Source organism: Pseudomonas sp. SWI7 (assembly GCF_006351945.1).
Classification (GTDB): domain Bacteria; phylum Pseudomonadota; class Gammaproteobacteria; order Pseudomonadales; family Pseudomonadaceae; genus Aquipseudomonas; species Aquipseudomonas fulva.
Genome location: NZ_CP040930.1, coordinates 702,001 through 719,269, shown reverse-complemented (window position 1 = coordinate 719,269; position 17,269 = coordinate 702,001). Strand labels below are relative to the sequence as shown.

General features: G+C 59.2%; 15 protein-coding genes, 1 tRNA gene and 2 pseudogenes. 5 read left to right on the top strand and 13 right to left on the bottom strand.

All coding sequences use genetic code 11. The annotated features are described in order from the left end of the window. Positions 1-175 precede the first annotated feature (175 nt). The gene (locus tag FH041_RS03210; RefSeq protein WP_176417803.1) at positions 176-343 is read left to right on the top strand and encodes a hypothetical protein; all 168 of its coding nucleotides are present in this window, start codon (positions 176-178) and stop codon (positions 341-343) included. On the opposite strand, the pseudogene FH041_RS03205 reads toward FH041_RS03210, so the two are convergent. Next, positions 308-1,016 (bottom strand): annotated as a pseudogene (locus tag FH041_RS03205) (IS5 family transposase); the annotation flags it as partial. The gene FH041_RS03210 and the pseudogene FH041_RS03205 sit on opposite strands and share 36 nt — an antisense overlap. 63 nt (positions 1,017-1,079) lie before the next feature. Here FH041_RS03205 and FH041_RS22890 point away from each other — a divergent pair. After that, positions 1,080-1,280 carry a conjugal transfer nickase/helicase domain-containing protein gene (locus tag FH041_RS22890; RefSeq protein WP_257225316.1) on the top strand — a complete coding sequence of 67 codons (201 nt, stop codon included), beginning with the start codon at positions 1,080-1,082 and terminating at the stop codon, positions 1,278-1,280. On the opposite strand, the gene FH041_RS03195 is transcribed toward FH041_RS22890, so the two are convergent. Then, complete coding sequence (locus FH041_RS03195; RefSeq protein ID WP_049695709.1) at positions 1,249-1,776, bottom strand: hypothetical protein; 528 nt, start codon at positions 1,774-1,776, stop codon at positions 1,249-1,251. The genes FH041_RS22890 and FH041_RS03195 overlap by 32 nt on opposite strands. A gap of 549 nt (positions 1,777-2,325) precedes the next feature. On the opposite strand from FH041_RS03195, the gene FH041_RS03190 reads away from it, so the two are divergent. Further along, positions 2,326-2,568, top strand: coding sequence for a hypothetical protein (locus tag FH041_RS03190; protein ID WP_104926356.1), 243 nt, complete (start codon positions 2,326-2,328; stop codon positions 2,566-2,568). Between the two features lie 145 nt (positions 2,569-2,713). Continuing rightward, positions 2,714-2,872, top strand: coding sequence for a hypothetical protein (locus FH041_RS22635; RefSeq protein WP_157852853.1), 159 nt, complete (start codon positions 2,714-2,716; stop codon positions 2,870-2,872). A gap of 115 nt (positions 2,873-2,987) precedes the next feature. On the opposite strand, the pseudogene FH041_RS22885 reads toward FH041_RS22635, so the two are convergent. From FH041_RS22885 to FH041_RS03135, 9 genes and pseudogenes are all read right to left on the bottom strand, one after another. Next, a pseudogene (locus FH041_RS22885) lies at positions 2,988-4,271 on the bottom strand (tyrosine-type recombinase/integrase); the annotation flags it as partial. A 239-nt stretch (positions 4,272-4,510) separates the two neighbouring features. Further along, positions 4,511-4,586: transfer RNA gene (locus tag FH041_RS03170), tRNA-Gly, on the bottom strand. Between the two features lie 64 nt (positions 4,587-4,650). Next, the gene (pgsA, locus tag FH041_RS03165; protein ID WP_023534788.1) at positions 4,651-5,211 is read right to left on the bottom strand and encodes a CDP-diacylglycerol--glycerol-3-phosphate 3-phosphatidyltransferase; all 561 of its coding nucleotides are present in this window, start codon (positions 5,209-5,211) and stop codon (positions 4,651-4,653) included. A gap of 33 nt (positions 5,212-5,244) precedes the next feature. Next, a complete protein-coding gene (uvrC, locus tag FH041_RS03160) occupies positions 5,245-7,068 on the bottom strand; it encodes an excinuclease ABC subunit UvrC (RefSeq protein WP_027916238.1) in 1,824 nt (607 codons plus the stop codon). A 5-nt stretch (positions 7,069-7,073) separates the two neighbouring features. Continuing rightward, a complete protein-coding gene (uvrY, locus tag FH041_RS03155) occupies positions 7,074-7,712 on the bottom strand; it encodes a UvrY/SirA/GacA family response regulator transcription factor (protein ID WP_027916239.1) in 639 nt (212 codons plus the stop codon). Between the two features lie 63 nt (positions 7,713-7,775). Next, positions 7,776-8,165 (bottom strand): helix-turn-helix domain-containing protein, encoded by a 390-nt coding sequence (locus FH041_RS03150; RefSeq protein WP_110606571.1) that lies wholly within the window; start codon positions 8,163-8,165, stop codon positions 7,776-7,778. A gap of 109 nt (positions 8,166-8,274) precedes the next feature. Then, positions 8,275-8,718, bottom strand: coding sequence for a GNAT family N-acetyltransferase (locus FH041_RS03145; protein WP_027916240.1), 444 nt, complete (start codon positions 8,716-8,718; stop codon positions 8,275-8,277). 37 nt (positions 8,719-8,755) lie between these two features. Then, complete coding sequence (locus tag FH041_RS03140) at positions 8,756-9,253, bottom strand: PaaI family thioesterase (RefSeq protein WP_027916241.1); 498 nt, start codon at positions 9,251-9,253, stop codon at positions 8,756-8,758. 57 nt (positions 9,254-9,310) lie between these two features. Further along, a complete protein-coding gene (locus FH041_RS03135; protein WP_028686566.1) occupies positions 9,311-10,693 on the bottom strand; it encodes an amino acid permease in 1,383 nt (460 codons plus the stop codon). Between the two features lie 333 nt (positions 10,694-11,026). On the opposite strand from FH041_RS03135, the gene FH041_RS03130 reads away from it, so the two are divergent. Further along, positions 11,027-12,277: an aspartate aminotransferase family protein gene (locus FH041_RS03130; RefSeq protein ID WP_088523595.1), complete on the top strand. Its 1,251-nt coding sequence runs from the start codon at positions 11,027-11,029 to the stop codon at positions 12,275-12,277. 135 nt (positions 12,278-12,412) lie between these two features. Here FH041_RS03130 and FH041_RS03125 read toward each other — a convergent pair whose 3' ends face one another. Together FH041_RS03125 and FH041_RS03120 are read right to left on the bottom strand one after the other, a co-directional pair. Further along, complete coding sequence (locus FH041_RS03125) at positions 12,413-13,270, bottom strand: Ig-like domain-containing protein (protein WP_128610359.1); 858 nt, start codon at positions 13,268-13,270, stop codon at positions 12,413-12,415. 62 nt (positions 13,271-13,332) lie between these two features. Then, positions 13,333-17,223, bottom strand: coding sequence for a hypothetical protein (locus FH041_RS03120; protein ID WP_140174171.1), 3,891 nt, complete (start codon positions 17,221-17,223; stop codon positions 13,333-13,335). Between the last annotated feature and the right edge of the window lie 46 nt (positions 17,224-17,269).

The following is a 17,269-nucleotide window of genomic DNA, read 5'->3' as shown; positions in this document are numbered from 1 at the left end:
CCAGCACAGCGGGCAGATCAATACGCCCGCCGCGAAGCTTGATCTTAACCCTGAGGGCGGGCAAGCCGGCGCTACTGCAAACGGCCGAGCGAGCGGTGGGCTAAAGGCCGACGTAGATGGGCATTTCGAATGATGCAACCGGTGGCCACGAAAACTCCAGAAAGGACTTCTGTGCATGACTGAATACCTGACTCAAGATGTGCTTCTCGATCTGGGCGAGGAAGCACCCGAAGACCTGACACTGAACATGCTGCGCTTTGCCAACCGGGGAACGATATTAGTAGTGGCTCGCAGCCCGGTTACACACCTGTCGGTACTTGGGTCGATCAAACAGCCTGGGTAAGCCAGGCTTGGATTTGCGCTTCATTGATCGCAGCGGGATGACGGGCTGCATTCGATATTGCTCGCAGTAACGGCGTAGCGATTCGGCGTCGTAGCCCTTGTCAGCAAGCAGCCATTTACAGCGTTTGCGGGGGCGGCCACATTGGTTCGATGGAATGCTGACTTCGCCCAGCAGTGGCTGGGCATAGCTGATGTCACTGGCTTGATCGCCAGAGAGAAGGAAGCGCAACGGTGTCCCGTTGGCGTTGCAGGGCATGTGGACCTTAGTTGTCAGGCCGCCGCGACTGCGGCCTAAAGCGTGATCGGCAGGCTCGTCAGGCCCCCTTTTTTCCCGGCGCCAGAAGAGGCTCGGGTTGCGCGCATTGCGCTGGATTCGATCACCCAAGCTTGCAGGTCGATCAACCCTTGCTCATTCAATCTCAGGTCCATGCGTTTGAGCATCTGATCGAACGCCCCCCCTGATTTCGCCAGCCTCGGAACCGTTGATACACCGTTGACCACGGGCCGAAACGCTCCGGCATATCTCGTCACGCAGCGCCCGAGCAGAGCACCCAGAGCACGTCATCAAGCATCAGGCGATCGCTCAGGCGCTGCCGCCCTCGGCCATAGGTTTCCATAAAGAGATCGAAGACTACGCCGCAGGCTTCGTCCGAGAGTTCGTAACGCTTTGCCATCACAGAATTCTTCTCGTCGATGGCGGGGAAATCTACAAAATCTCAGCGCTCAAGGCGCGGAAATTGGATTTCTCAGGATTTCATACAGAGCCTAACATCTGGATCTGCCAAGTCGCCGGTCCGCGCAAGACGCGGCGCTCCCACGGTTACCTGATCAAAGATCCCAAGGATTTGATGGACGACATCGCTCAGGCCAACCCGTACCTAGAACTTAAATCGATGAGCGAAGAAACTAATCGTTCTCCACCGACACACCCTCTTTGATCAACATCAGATACGGTACTTTACCGTCAGCCTCTTCGCGATGCTCTATAATACAAACCTGCCCCTCCCCACTACCCTCAGCCATAGTTTCCCCTACAAAAAACTGCAAATTCTTAAATCGCTCTTTATTTGAAAGCCCAACCACCCACCTCTGAAGTCTCTTCTTGAAATCATCAATTTCCACCTGTGTACGCTTAGCACCCTCAAGATACTCAACAACGTTCTTGGCATAATTTTTTATATAGCTCTTAAAAACCACACTATCTTCATAACAATCCATTTCTATGAGGCGATGACTCAGGACTATATCAATCCCCCGCTCCACACGCTCATCACCACCCCCGTCTTCATCAACGGACAGATTCAAAACCTTTTCCGTCTCCTTCCAAGCTACATGCCTTCCTCTAAACTCAAAAATCAGGTCGTCGACAATTTTAACTGGAAAAGAATCAGACGCCAACTCATCACCTGTAAATACATCTTTATAAATCAGCATATCAAGCACTCCATATAAATGGCCCTTTAAATATCATCATACGCCAAAAAACACAGAGCACACCTGGCATTTTTGATAGATTTTTACCCTAGATCCATAACAACACCACGCTCAACGATCATTATCTATGGAAGCTGACGCTGCCCCTGTCCCCCAACATCGCACCCGTCACCTGATGCAACAAAACGAAGTGTCGCGAACGCTTTGCTCCGTTGACATTCAGACCTGCGCGGTTGACTGTGGAACCTGTGACGCTGAGGTCTTCAGCACACGCCCAGGCCATCTGGATCCTCAAGATGGCGGTGCAGTAATTCACTTCATTGGTCCAGCCCCTGATCGCTTAGCTTCCACTCCCGTGATCAATCGAGCCCCAGGTCGATGGAAGCACTGTCATCCAAATCCTCGACGGGTCCACCCGTCGAGGGAGGGCCTTTTTCCTTTTTTGGGGACCCTCTCATGAACACGGAACTGGCTCAGTATCAGGCGTTGATCGCCATCAACAACTAGGAGCCCAAAGCGACCGCTGTAATCCAAGTACTGGAGTCGGATATGACCAATCTCCGTGCAGCTAAAGCTGACCTGGCAGAGCTGCGCAAGGATATGGACAACCTGGGAACGGATCTTCGTAAAGATCCCCAGACGATGCGTAATGACCCTCTAAAGGACACGAACACCTTTCACGCTCAAAACCAAACCCAGTTCTCGCAGCATGACAATAAGTTGCTGGTTCGCCTTGGCGTGATGTTCTCATTTGCCGCAGGCACCATGATCGCAGTTCTGAAATACCTGTAATCCCCACAGTCCTGGATCGCACTGCAGCAACTTCATCCCGGGGTTGCTGCAGATCCTCACTTTTCACGCTTCACTATCTATCGGATGTCAGTGCTCCGGCGAGCCGGACCGCATACTCCGTCATCCCTCAGCACTGGGAGATCTCATGTCCGAATCTCGGATCACGCAATCAGATTTGAATTTGTTACGTGCGGAGTTGAAGCTTGAAGTTGTAACTCTCCACACCCAACTCATTTCCGACCTGATCGATACAGGGCTCTGGATTGCAGCAGTCATCGTCTTTGTAATCCTGCTGGTCGCCTGAGCACTGCAAAATCCACAGGGCCTGCTCAATATGAGGGCCTGTGATTCTTATTTCGCATGTTTTAACAAGCGCTTGCCCTGGACGACGAAAGCGCCAAGTACCCATTGGGCTGAAACTCGCTCTCCAACGCGACACCCTCCAGATAGATGGTCAACTGCCTGGTAGCCGCTTCAATTTCCCCTTGCTGACACAAGTCCAACCGATCGGCCCAATCCTGCATCATGCGCTGGCGCTGCTCCACGTACTCGGCATGGTTGTAGGCCGATCTGATTCTATCGGGGGCTGCATGGGATAGCTGGGCATCGATCCACGCCTTGGGATAGCCGAATTCATGCAACGCCGTAGAGAGCGTACCGCGCATGCCGTGACCGTTCAGCAACCCCGCATACCCCATACGGTGCAATGCCGTATTGAGGGTGTTCTCGCTCATAAGGTCCGTCAGATCGCGTCGATTGTATAATACGTATTTCTGTGCCGGCCCTAATCTACTGCAGCAACTGCCGAACAACGTCCTTCGCCTGCCTGGACAGTGGCACGGAGTAAGGCGCAATTTGTTGGTTACGACGGCCTTCCATGCGCATTTCAAGCTGCAACTGTTTGACCACTTCGGGCGGAATCGTCCATAGGCCCCCGCCGCAGGTCGAACTGATCCGGGGTAGCCAGACGCAGCTCGCTGGTGCGCACGCCCGTCAGTGACAGCAGGCGCAAGCCTAGACGGATCTGCAATGCACCACCGTACCCCCGACAGCCTCAAACAGTCCAGGAAGCTCTGACACCCGCAGCAAGGGGTTGTGGACCACAGGCGGCTTAGGCGCGACCACCACATCGAGATCCGGCGCAGGGTTCTGCTCCAGCCCTCGTGCTTTGACCGAAGCGAAGCGAAACAGCTGCTTGAACCACATCCGGACCTTCGGCCACGGTGTAAGCTCCACGCCGCTCGATCTTGGCCAGCACTTCCAGCAGGTCATGCCGCTTGACCGCAAAGATGGAAAATTTGCCCACTACAGGCAACACGTCGTTATCAAAGATGCGCTGGATCTGCTACACCGTGCTCTGCAGGCCCTTCTTGAGCACACCACTGCGGTGCTTGAATCACAAGCCGTACATCGCCTGGAAGGTGTTTTGCTCTGCGAGGTTGTGGGTGCGGCGCTGGTGGGGCCGGTGCATACAGGGATTGGGATCTGGGGCGATCAGCCGCCGCGCTTCGTCGCGCAGTGAGCGTGCCTGCCCAGGCCGACTTCGGGGTAGGTACCGAGGGGCATGCGTTTTTGCTTGCCAGCCCATGAATAGCGAAAGTGCCAAGATTTACCGCCAGCCCGCTCACGCCAAGTGACAGGCCGTCGCTATTTCCGAGGGTGTAGTCCTTGCCGGTGGAATTGGCTTGGCGAAAGGTTGCATCTCAAAGTGCGATGTACGAGCTCCTGAACATGAAATTCAGGGCTAGATGCTCGTGACGCTCGACGCTCCTCTCCAGCACAAACCGCCACAGTGAGAGTCCGAATTTCATGGACTAATTTGTGGACTAAAAAAGTCCGGATGCCCATGGATCGGCGCGGCTTTGACTGAAACGAAAAAAGACGCCTAAGCGTCTTTTTTCAATGACTTACAGACTTCCATGGAACTCTGTAGATCGATATTTGGAGCGGGAAACGAGACTCGAACTCGCGACCCCGACCTTGGCAAGGTCGTGCTCTACCAACTGAGCTATTCCCGCGTCGTGATGGGTGCCATTTTAGCGATATCCAAAACCGCGTCAACCCCTTGATTCAAAAAAACTTTTATTTCTGCTCCGAGCCTTCGCGCAGGTGCGGCCAGGCGGCCACCAGGTAGTGCACCATCGACCAGAGGGTCAAACCCGCTGCCACTAACAATAACCCGTAACCCAGAATGACCCAGAAAGTCACCGCTGGCGGATTGCCCAGCAGGATCACCAACGCCAGCATCTGTGCAGCCGTCTTCCACTTGCCCAGGTTGGACACGGCCACATGGGCCCGCGCGCCCAGCTCGGCCATCCACTCGCGCAGCGCCGACACCACGATCTCGCGACCGATGATGACTGCAGCGGGCAATGTGAGCCAGAAGTTGGCGTGGGTTTGCACCAGCAGTACCAGCGCAACGGCGACCATCAGCTTGTCGGCCACCGGGTCCAGGAACGCACCGAACGGGGTGCTCTGCTGCAACCGACGCGCCAGGTAACCATCCAGCCAGTCGGTGGCGGCGGCGACGGCGAATACGCTGCTGGCGGCCATGTAGCTCCAGTGGAACGGCATGTAGAACAGCAGGATGAAAATCGGGATGAGCAGAACGCGTAGAACGGTGAGCAGGTTTGGAATATTCATCGGTACGACTGGCTGCGGGTTGAACCCGGCATTCTACTCGCTATGCAGGCTGGCATAAATCGACTCGGCAAGCTTTTTACTGATGCCCGGTGCCTTGGCAATCTCGTCGACACTGGCGCGGTTGAGCTCTTGCAGGCCGCCGAAATGTTTCAGCAAGTCGCGCCGGCGCTTGGGCCCGACGCCTGCCACATCCTCAAGGCTCGACACTCGCCGGGCCTTGCCGCGACGAGCACGGTGACCGGTGATCGCGAAGCGGTGAGCCTCGTCGCGGATCTGTTGGATCAAGTGCAGCGCCGGCGAATCGCCCTTGAGGGTGAATTCGTTGTGCACATCGTTCAGGTAAAGGGTTTCGAAGCCGGCCTTGCGCGTAACGCCTTTGGCCACGCCAAGCAGGGTCAGCTCACTGAAACCCAGCTCCTGCATCACATCGCGCGCCATGTTCAACTGGCCCTTGCCCCCGTCCACCAGCAGCACGTCCGGCAGCTTGCCTTCGCCATCACGGATGCGCCCGTAACGACGGGTCAGGGCCTGGTGCATGGCGGCGTAGTCGTCGCCGGCAGTCACGCCTTCGATATTGAAGCGCCGGTAGTCCGACTTGATCGGCCCCTCCGGCCCGAACACCACGCAGCTGGCGACCGTGGCCTCGCCACTGGAATGGCTTATGTCGTAGCACTCCAAGCGCTGCGGCACTTCGTCCAGGTCCAGCACTTGAGCCAGTGCGTCGAAGCGTGCAGCCATGTGTTGGCGGTTGGCCAGGCGTGCGTTGAGCGCCTGCTCGGCATTGGTCACTGCCAACTGCTGCCAGCGCGCGCGGGTGCCACGCACTCGGTGACTGATGGTCAGCTCACGGCCGCGCAGGGCGTTGAGGGCTTCGGTGATGGCCTCGAAGTCCTCGTGCACCACGTTGACGATCAGCTCCCCCGGCAACTCACGCTCCGGGTTGCCGACGTAGTACTGCGAAACGAAAGCCGCCATCACCTCGGAGACGTCTTCCTCGATACCCACCTGCGGGAAGAAGTTCTTGCTCCCCAGCACACGCCCACCACGGACGCTGATCATGTGGACGCAAGCGCCACCAGGGTTGACGAACGCGGCGATGACGTCGACCTCGCCGCTGCCCCCTTCGATGTATTGCTGGTCCTGTACGCGGCGCAGCAGGCCAATCTGGTCGCGCAGTTCGGCCGCCTTTTCGAAATTGAGGTCCATGGCGGCCTTTTCCATCTCGGCATTGAGCTCGTTGCCCAACTGCTGGCTGCGCCCTTCCAGGAACATCACCGAGTGGCGCACGTCTTCGGCATATTCCTCGGCGCTGACCAGGCCGGTACAGGGCCCCTTGCAGCGCTTGATCTGGTATTGCAGGCACGGGCGGGTGCGGTTGGCGTAGTAGCTGTCCTCACATTGCCGTACCAGAAAGGTCTTCTGCAGCACGCTCAGGCTCTCGCGGATGGCCCCGGCACTTGGGTAAGGGCCGAAGTAGCGCCCCTTAGCTTTCTTCGCGCCCCGATGAATGCCAAGCCGTGGAAACTGACCGTCGGAGAGGAATACATAAGGGTAGGACTTGTCGTCACGCAGCAGGATGTTGTACGGCGGGCGCCACTCCTTGATCAGGTTCTGCTCCAGCAACAGCGCCTCGGTTTCGTTGGCGGTGATGGTGGTTTCCACCTGAGCGATGCGGCTGACCAGCGCAGCGGTCTTGGGCGCCAGCCCGGACTTGCGAAAATAGCTGGCAAGGCGCTTCTTGAGGTTCTTGGCCTTGCCCACGTAGAGCAGCCGCGCATCGGCATCGAACATTCGGTACACACCCGGGCGACCACTGCAGGTCGCCAGGAATGCGCTGGCATCAAAGACTTCAGACATGAGGTTTACAGGCTTGCGTCAACCATACCGTGGCGAACGGCCAGCAATGTCAGTTCGACGTCACTGGTGACCGAGAGTTTTTCAAAGATCCGGTACCGGTAGGTATTGACGGTCTTGGGTGAGAGGCACAACTTGTCGGAAATGATCTGCACTTTCTGGCAGCCGACGATCATCAGGGCAATCTGGATTTCACGCTCGGACAACGCATCGAACGGCGAGCCCTGTGGCTGGAACGATTTAAGCGCCAACTGCTGGGCGATCTGCGGGCTAATGTAGCGTTGGCCGGCGAATGCCAGGCGAATGGCCTGAACCATCTCATCGAGCCCTGCCCCCTTGGTCAGGTAGCCGGCCGCCCCGGCTTGTAGCAGGCGCGTGGGGAACGGGTCTTCTTCACACACGGTCACTGCCACCACCTTTATGTCAGGGTGACTGCGCAGCAACTTGCGTGTGGCCTCAAGGCCGCCGATGCCAGGCATCTTGACGTCCATCAGCACAACGTCTGGCTTGAGCTCGCGCGCAAGCTTGAGCGCCGATTCGCCGGAGTCCCCTTCACCTACCACCTGCAAGCCGTCGATGTCGGCCAGCATGCGCGTAATACCGGTTCGTACCAGATCGTGGTCGTCGACCACTAGGACCCTAATCAAGCACACACCTCTTCAGCAGGGCGATTGGATGCCGCCACCTTAACAAAATTTTTCACAACCGGCCTAGCGCATTGCTTTCGTCAGAAACGGCTGACGACCGGCGTCCGAACTTATACGCCCCGGATGCTCATGCCTGTCGTCGGACAGACGTTTCAACAGGTGATAAATCGCCGCCCTGTCGGCTTCAGCGACGCGCCGAAGCGCGTTGAGCACGTCCGACTCCTGCGCACTAAGCCCGTGCAAGGGTACAGGGGTACGCACCCCGTTAAGCACATACAGCGCATCAACCCCCCTGGCCGCTACGGCGGCCAGGTAATCGACACGTGGCGTGCGCTCCCCACTCTCGTACTTGCCCTGCGCGTTGGGTTCCACCCCGCCGATATCGCCGAATACACGCTGGGTCATGCCCAGCCGTTCACGTTCTTCCCGCAGCCGGGGGCCGATTCCATTCATCCGGGCGTCTCCTTGTCCCTGGGTATCTCCGAGCAGCGCCACGTCCGCACTTACCTCCGCGTCGCTCACACAGGGCACTATGCCGCTGCCAGCCGGTTGGGACAAGGCATCATTGTCCTGAGCAATCGATCGTGCGCTGCATGCGCACAAAACAGTCATCCTCACCCATTTCGACGAAGCCTCGTCGCTGGTAAAGCCTGCGCGCCGGATTGGTGCGAAACACCATCAGCCTGAGCAACGCCAGGCGCCGTTGGGCTGCCCAATGCGCAAGCGTTTCGAGCACCCAGCTACCAACGCCCTGCCCTTGGTGGGCGGGAAGCAAATGCAACTCCCGGATGAACAGCGCCTGGCTATCCTGGCTGAGGCTGCAGAAACCCAACACGGCGTCGGTATCGGTCACAAGCCACTGCTCGCGCCATTGCCAGGCCTGATCGAACGCCTGCTCCACCCAGAGCAGGTCGTAGCGGTGGTAATACGGCAGCATGAGACGGCGCGTCAGGTCGCGGGCGAACGCAAGGTCACTGTCAGTGGCAGGGGTCAGTTGCAGCATCAAGCGTTCTCCCGCTCAGGCAGGCTTGGCCGTAAGGAACTCACGCCCTTGCATGGGCCTGGCGCTGCAACTTATCGGTATCGACACGGACGAACACCGAATCGGCCCTGACAGTGAGCACCCCATCGGCCCACACCTCGCAGATCACCCGGCTTTTGCGTGCTACTTCCCCCTCAACCCGAGCCTTGAGCAGCAGCTCAACCCCCATAGGGGTTGGTTTGAGGTACTCAAGCCCCAGGCGGCCAGTGACGCAGTCGATACGCGGTAAGCTGCCAGGCGCCCGGCCTTCGTTTCGATAGTGGTAGGCCATGGCCGTCCAATTGGAGTGGCAGTCCACCAGCATCGCGAGCAATCCGCCGTAGACCAGCCCCGGCCAGCCGGTAAAGGTAGCGTCGGGGGTGTGCCGGCAGATCAGATGAATGCCATCTTCGGCCCAATGGCTTTGTACATGCAGCCCGCCCGGATGGGCGCTGCCACAGCCATAGCAAATGCCATCCGGGGCAGCCACTGCCTGCAGGCTCAAGGCTTGATCGTTCATACGCTTCCTGTGCTTGTTGTAATGAGGGCGCGCTACGCCCTCATTAAAGCAGAGAGGTCACGCGGTTTGCAGGCTCGCCTTGCCGGGGCGCCTGGCCAGCGCTACTACAAGGATGAACGTCGTGACCCCGGCTGTCATCAATGTTTCGTATCGGTAGGCATCGCTGACCAACATGTATCCCAGCACCAGGACGATGGTGGCGATCACCAGCCAGGTCAGCCATGGGAACAACCACATCTTGAGCTCCAGCGGGCGCCCTTCCCGCTCTGCGCGGGCGCGCATGCGCAATTGCGACACGGCGATGACCAGATACACCAGCAGCGCAATGGCACCGGTGGTGGACAGCAGAAAGCCGAACACCTTGCCTGGGAACACGTAGTTGACCAGACACCCGGCAAACCCTGCCAACGTCGAGAGGATCACCGCGACCGTGGGCACGCCGGAGCCTGAGATACGCCGGGTCATGGGCAGGGCCTGCCCGCGAGCGCCCAGCGAATACAGCATGCGCGAGGCGGTATACAGCCCCGAGTTCATGCAACTGGTCACGGCTACCAACACCACCAAGTCCACCAGCAGCTTGGCACCAGGCACGTTCAGCACTTCAAGTACGCGTTGGAACGAGCCGACTGCCTTGAGCCCTGGATCATTCCAGGCCACCAGCGAAACCACCAGAAAGATCGAAGCCAGGTAGAAGATCGCGATGCGATACACCACCAGGTTGGTGGCACGCCGGATCTTGTCCTTGGGGTTGGCCGTCTCGTCGGCAGCGATGGTGACGATCTCCGCGCCAAAGAACGAAAAGATGGTGATCAGCACGCCGCCCAGTACGGTGCCAAAGCCATTGGGCATGAAGCCCCCAGCATCCCAGAGTCGGCTGACCCCGGACACCTCGGCCAAGGGCCAGAACCCACTCACCGCCAAGGTACACACGACGATGAAGGCAACGATGGCCACGACCTTGATCAACGCGAACCAGTATTCGAACGCGCCGAAGTTCTTGACACTGATCAGGTTGGTGCCCGATAGCACGAGCATGATCAGGAAGGCGAACAGCCAGGACGGCACCCCGGGAAAGTAGGCATGCAGAATATCAGCGCCGGCAATGGCTTCGACCGGAATGATCAACACCCAGAACCACCAGTACAGCCAGCCGATGGTAAAGCCTGCCCACGGGCCGATGGCTTGCGAGGCGTACGTGGAGAACGAGCCGCTGTTAGGGTTGGCAATGGCCATCTCACCCAGCATGCGCATCACCAGCAACACCAGCAGCCCGGTCATGGCGTAGGAAATGAGAATGGCCGGGCCTGCCGTGGCGATGGCGTTGGAGGAGCCAATGAACAGCCCGGCGCCTATGATGCCGGCAATGGAAATCATCGATACCTGGCGCGAAGTCAGGCCATGTTGCAAGGAACGCTGTTTCTTGTTGTTCGTGGAAGCCATGTTGAACCCTCTGACTGGATCGCACGGTCATTTTTTGATCCGAGTCAGTATTGGGGCTTGGCCGGGGCGTCACAAACGACGTTTTATCACTACGTGATTCCCTCAAGGAATGATCACGTGCTCTTACACATAGGAACACGTTCTCTAAACTGGCCTGCAGGCCTATGTCGTGAAGGTCAGTTCATAAGGCTCCGAGTTCATCGCTCGCAGGGCGTTGATGACTGACTCGAATACATCAAGAATCAAAGGAATGAAAGCAATCCAATAATTCGTTTGCACCCCCTGATGACACGCGCTTGGATTGGCAGTACATCGCCCATAGGTCCCTGCCCCATGAACCACGACTGCATCAGCCAATCCATCGCCATCGTTCATCCCATCACCCTTTCACATGGCCGCAACGCCGAGGTGTGGGACGAGCAAGGTAAACGCTACATCGATTTCGTAGGCGGCATCGGCGTGCTGAACCTGGGCCATTGCAATCCCGCGGTCGTTCAGGCCATACAGGCTCAGGCCAGCCGCCTGACTCACTACGCCTTCAATGCAGCGCCGCATGCCCCTTACCTTGAGCTGATGGCGCAACTGAGCCAATTCATCCCGGTCGATTACGCGCTGGCCGGCATGCTGACCAACAGCGGCGCGGAGGCGGCGGAAAACGCCCTGAAAGTCGCCCGTGCGGCGACCGGCAAGCGCGCCATCATCGCCTTCGACGGCGGCTTCCACGGCCGCACACTGGCCACCCTGAACCTCAACGGCAAGGTGGCCCCTTACAAGCAGCGGGTCGGCGAACTACCGGGGCCGGTGTACCACATGCCCTACCCCAGCGCCGATAACGGGGTTACCTGCGAACAGGCCCTCAAGGCGATGGACCGCCTGTTCAGCGTCGAACTGGCAGTGGAGGACGTGGCGGCGTTCATCTTCGAGCCGGTGCAAGGCGAAGGCGGATTCCTCGCCCTTGACCCAAGCTTCGCCCAGGCCCTGCGCCGCTTCTGTGACGACCATGGCATCCTGATCATCATCGACGAGATCCAGTCCGGATTCGGCCGCACCGGCCAGCGCTTCGCCTTCCCGCGCTTGGGGCTTGAGCCCGACCTGCTGCTGTTGGCCAAAAGCATTGCCGGCGGCATGCCGCTGGGTGCGGTGGTCGGGCGCAAGGAACTGATGGCAGCGCTGCCCAAGGGCGGCCTGGGTGGCACCTATTCAGGCAACCCAATCGCCTGCGCAGCGGCCCTGGCCAGCCTGGCGCAGATGACCGACGAGAACATCGCTACCTGGGGCGAACGTCAGGAGCAGGCAATCGTGCGCCGCTTCGCACACTGGCAGGCGATGGGCCTGCCGTTCCTCGGCCGCCTGACCGGCGTCGGTGCCATGCGCGGGATCGAGTTCGTCAATGCCGACGGCAGCCCGGCACCGGCGCAGCTGGAAAAGGTGATTGAAGCGGCACGCGCCAGGGGGCTGCTGCTGATGCCCAGCGGCAAGGCGCGGCACATCATCCGCCTGTTGGCACCGCTGACCATCGAGGCCCACGTGCTCGAGGAAGGCCTGGATGTGCTCGAGAGGTGCCTAGCAGAGCTTGGCTCCTGAGAGGAAGAGGATATAGAGACTCAGCGCTTGCAGAGTAAGCCTGTCGAACTCGAAGGCAATTAAGCTGCCTTCGAGTTCGAATGGCAATTGACGACCAAACCGCAGTAGACCAGGCCGTTTACACGCCGGCTTGCCTCAGTTGATTCCCGCCGCCTGACGCAATACCCCGTCCTTGCTGGACTCGCCGGTGATCACGCCGGTGTGGGGGTGGAAAGTCCAGGCGCTGTCGGCACCGATCGTCTCACCCCAGATTGCCAGGTCCGGCAACCACTGGCCGAGCTGATCGCCGTAAACATTCTTGAACAAGATGAAGTCTGACTTGCTTGGCATGCGCATGCCAAGGGACTTACACAGCTTCTCGGCACTGCTCCGTGTCGAACTGGCGGCAAGGATTTCCAACCCGACCAGGCCGGTGACGGTCAATTGATACTGCTCTGTGCTACCTGAGGCCAGAGTAGCGGTAATGGTGGTACTACCGTTTCGCAAGACCCCGATATTACCGGCGCCGTCCACCGTCGCGACGCTTGCATCACTGCTTTTGTAGCCAGTGGCGCCGAGCAAGGGACGAGCGAACTTCATCTGTGCCGGCAACTGCTTGGGCAGCTTGATCTTGCCGTTGTGAAGGAACACTGGCAGCCGCTGGGCTGAGAAGTCCACCTCATGACTGCCGGTGAAACCATCGCTGATTCCGAACTCCAAGGCCGCGCTGGGCCCATCCTGGCCAACTGTGTAATAGACCTTGAGCTTGCCGCTGCCCTGGGCGAACAGCTGCTTTGGGAAGCGCAAGGTAATACGTTGATCGTTGTAGTTTACTGGCAGGCTCTTGCTTGCCAACTTCGTACCATCCACCTTGGCCAGAACGACGGTGAGTTCCTTGCCTGCATACATCGCATCGAGCTGGATGTCGACCGCTGCGCCTTGTGCGGGCAGGCGGTCCGGGTTGAGCCATCCGGCGATGGCGTGATCCGAGGTCGGGGTGTTGAGGTTGCTCATGAGGCGCTCCTATTGAGGGCCGTGTTGGGAGTGTCCGCCGGCCCTGCCATCGAGGTTGATAATCAGATGCGCTGGGCGCGAACCTTCTGTACCAGGTCGGCCTGGACGGACAGACTGGATCCGCCGTATCGACTGTCCCCCCAAGTCAGCACGCGGCCATCATGGGTCAACGCAGTGAAGGCATAATAGTTGGCGTAGATTGCCCTCACGTTGATCAACTGGCCGGCTAGGTCAGTTGTGTAGCCGCCATACGAGTTACTGCCCCAGCATCTGACCGAGCCATCGGCGAACAATGCGGCGAACGCTGCGCTTGTAGCACTGACTTGCATTACATCAGCGCGTTTGGCGATGTCAGCGGGCAGATTCCCCCCTTCCGCCGCGCGCCCCCACGCCACAACGTGCCCGTTACTGCGCCTGGCACAGAATGCCGAAGAGGTTGCAGTTACCTCGACAATGTCGGTCAAGCGCGCGATCTCGACGGGCACGACCCCACCGTAGGCCGCACCACCGAACGCAATGACCTTGCGCTGACTGGTCAGCAAGCAGTGAGCGGCAGCTGTATGCGCCTCGATCGACTCGATATCATCGCGCTGGGCAATGTCCGTGGGCAGGCTGCCGACATGGCTTAAATCGCCCCATACGAACACTTTCTTGCGCCCATCGGTAGTGACACGTCGGCCGATGAACGTGCGAACGCCACCTTGCACCTCGACTACATCGTCAAGAATCTGAAGGTCTGGGGGCATGACACCGCCGTAGTTCGGATGACCCCAGGCAACCATCCCCCCATTGCTGCGCAGCGCCGCGAATGCGTAGAGGGTAGCTACGATTTCATCGACGTCCCGCAGGTCGAGAATGTATTGCGGAATCTGCCCACCTGAGGCGATAACGCCCCATCCGGTCAGATACCGATCGCCAGGATTGGTGCCGTACAAGGCGACGAAGGCCTCGTAGTTGGAGCGAACCTTTAGGAAATCCCGCCGCACCACATCTTCCGGCCGCATGGTCGCACCGTAATTGGGATGACCCCAGCAGGTAATCGCGCCATTCGAACGTCGGGCCGCCATGGCCAGGTTGGTGACCGAGAGGTCGACCACATCATCCAGCGCAGGTGCAGCGGCGATACTACCCCATGATTTAAGCCCGTAAGCGCCAGGCACCGGCGTATCGGTCAGCGCAGTGAAGCCCCTGTCATTACCCATCACATTAGGGACATTGAGCACAATCTGCTGCGCGCCTGTGCGCACTTCGAGCAGGCGCTCTGGCTGGGTATCGTGCCAGGTCTGCGCGGGTGTCCAAGTGGCGTCGCCCCTGTAGCGCCACTCGGCGATGATCGGGCTGGAGGTCACCCCATGTACGGCCGTCAAACGCCGCGGCGGGGTTATGGCGGCTCTGCCATCGACGTTGAAGCGCGCTCCCATGACTCGCAAAGGCCCAGCACTGACCACCTGGTTGACCGAATAGAGTTGCTCCGGCGACTGCTCCACCCGGCCATCGGCAAAGCGTTTGATTCTGTAGCTGAGTTTCAGCCCATGGTTCATGTGGGCGACGATGATCGCCGAGGCGACCGGGACGTGCAGTGCTACCCCCTGCTCACCGGCCTGCACAGTATGGGTGATGGTGTTCACCTGTCCGCCCTGGAGGCCCTCGATATCGACCAGCACCTCATCGCCGATCTCGAGCCTGGCCGCAGCCGCGATCACCACCGTGGCCTGGCCGTTGAGGTCGAATGGGTTGATATTGCCCTGCAAAGCCTCGGCGATTACCGCATCCGGCAAGGGGCCGCGCTGGACGCGGAACTTGATGAGGCCTGACCAATCCGAAGGGCGTTTATCGTCGAAACGGATGATTTCGTATTGCACATCGACTTCGCCGTTCTCGCTGGCCAGAACGTAGCGCAAGTCGATCGGCACTGTGCGCGCCGCACCCTCCTCGCCTCTGGCCACCGAATCGTGAACTTCGATAACGCTGTTGGGGTGGTCGCCATTCCAATACACCACCACCTTGTCACCAGCAGCCAGCCCGGCCGCAGCCGGAATCGTCACCGTCGCAGCAAGGCTCAGGGCGCTGGGGTCAAGCACGTCCTCCTGCACCTCGTTGACCACTGGCAGAGGCAGGTCATGCTGCGGCTGTTCACCGAGCACCAGCTCAAGGTCGAAGGACACCAGGTCGATTTGCCCAGGCCGCATGATGCGGTAGTAGACCGTCACATTCTGGGTTTGGGTCAGACCCGGATCGAGCTGCGCGCGCGGGATCTGGAACTTGATGCTGGTGCCGCCAGAGGCGGGTACATTCTGAGTGTCAAGATAAACCCCGCCGGATGAAGTACTCCATTCGATTTCAACCGTATAAGGCGCGCTGATGGTACCGGGCAGCGGCACGACCAGGTCCACACCCAGGGCGTATTCAGCCAGCGCGGGGTCGAGCACGCCGTTGGCGGGATCTGGATCGAGCGTCGGTGCAGCCAAGGTTTCCAACGTTTCACCGACATCCAGCAAGGCGGATTCGGACAGCAACTGCGCCTTGCCCCGGGTAACTGTGTAGGATACGTCCAGCGTACCACCGTCGAGCGGTAGCAGCAGCTTGCTGCTATCCAGACGAAACACCGCATCCTGTCCGGCCTGGGCAGTGCTGATGCGCAACGGCGCGGGTTTCTCGAGCAGCAGCGTGGTATCTGGGCGCACACCCCGCCATGTAAGCGTCACCAGGTCGTTGGCTTGCAACTTGGCCGCGGCTGGCACGACCACTATGACGGGATCAAGATCGGCTTCTGTGTAGCCCTGACTGATACCATTGAGCTGCGGCGGCGGCAATTTGAGCGCAGCGCCTACGAACTTCACCCGCGTGCGCTTGGAATATTCAACCTTGGCGCCCCGGTAGCATTCGTAGCTGGCTATGCCCTGGCCTCCCCATAAAGGTTGCAGGTGGCGCACCGGCAGGTCGAAGATCAGGGTGCGGGTGCCACGTACCACCACCTGCGTACCAAGATCGATCTCCGACCTAACCCCCTGAGCATCCTCGCCAGTCCATAGCGCATGAATCTGATCGCCGACCTTGAACCCTCCCGCAGGTGGATCGATCTCGACACTGAGCCCCGCCGCACCTGGCGAGCCCGGCTGCAAGCGCGACACGCTCTGGAGGGTCTGCGGATCCACCACGTGCGGCGCCGGCAGGCCTTTGGCCAGATCGTTGGTGATCACCGTGTTGGGCGACCAGTCATCGGACTCGTTGCCCACCTCGTCAATGACGTAGTAGCTGATTTCCACATTGGCATCGCTGGAGCCGTCGACCACCGAATCGGGGATATCGATGGTGATCGCCTTGCCGACTTGGCGGCTGGTCACCTCATGCTCGAGCATGTGCCCCGACCAGCTCAGTTGGATGCGATCATAGCGGCGCATCTTGGCGTAGGCAGGCACCGTCACTTGCACGTTCTTGCTGTTGAGGTCGATCTTGGCATGCGACACCGTGGCTGGCGCAAGTTGATGGTCCAGATTGGGGTCTTCGCCCGGATAATTGAGCCGCACCAGCACGCTCAGTCGCACCGACTGCTCCTCGACACTGGCGCTAGGTGCAGTGACGCTGAAATAGAGTTCGGTAATGCCCGCTGGAATATCATCGGCCGGGATGTTCAATGTCAGCGGTTGGCCTTGCTGGCCGCTGCGCACTTTGTGGGTCCAGACCTGATCGTCGTCCCAGTAGACCTTGATCACATCGTCCACTTGCATGTTCGAGTAGGCCGGGATAACCACAGGCAGGCCGGCAACGCCTTCATTGATCAGGTCGCCGCTAACCCCGACGTCGGCGCCTTTGGTCTTGAGTGGGTAGACGCTTTCGGGGATATAAACATGACCGATACTGCCTGCCGGAGCACGGGTGGGGTCGAGTTTCAATAAGTAGGCGTTGAAATCATCGATATCGTTTTGCAATGCATTAGCCAGGGTCGTTGGCATTTTATCCTCCGCTGCTGAAATCAGCACATACTGAAACGCTCACGAT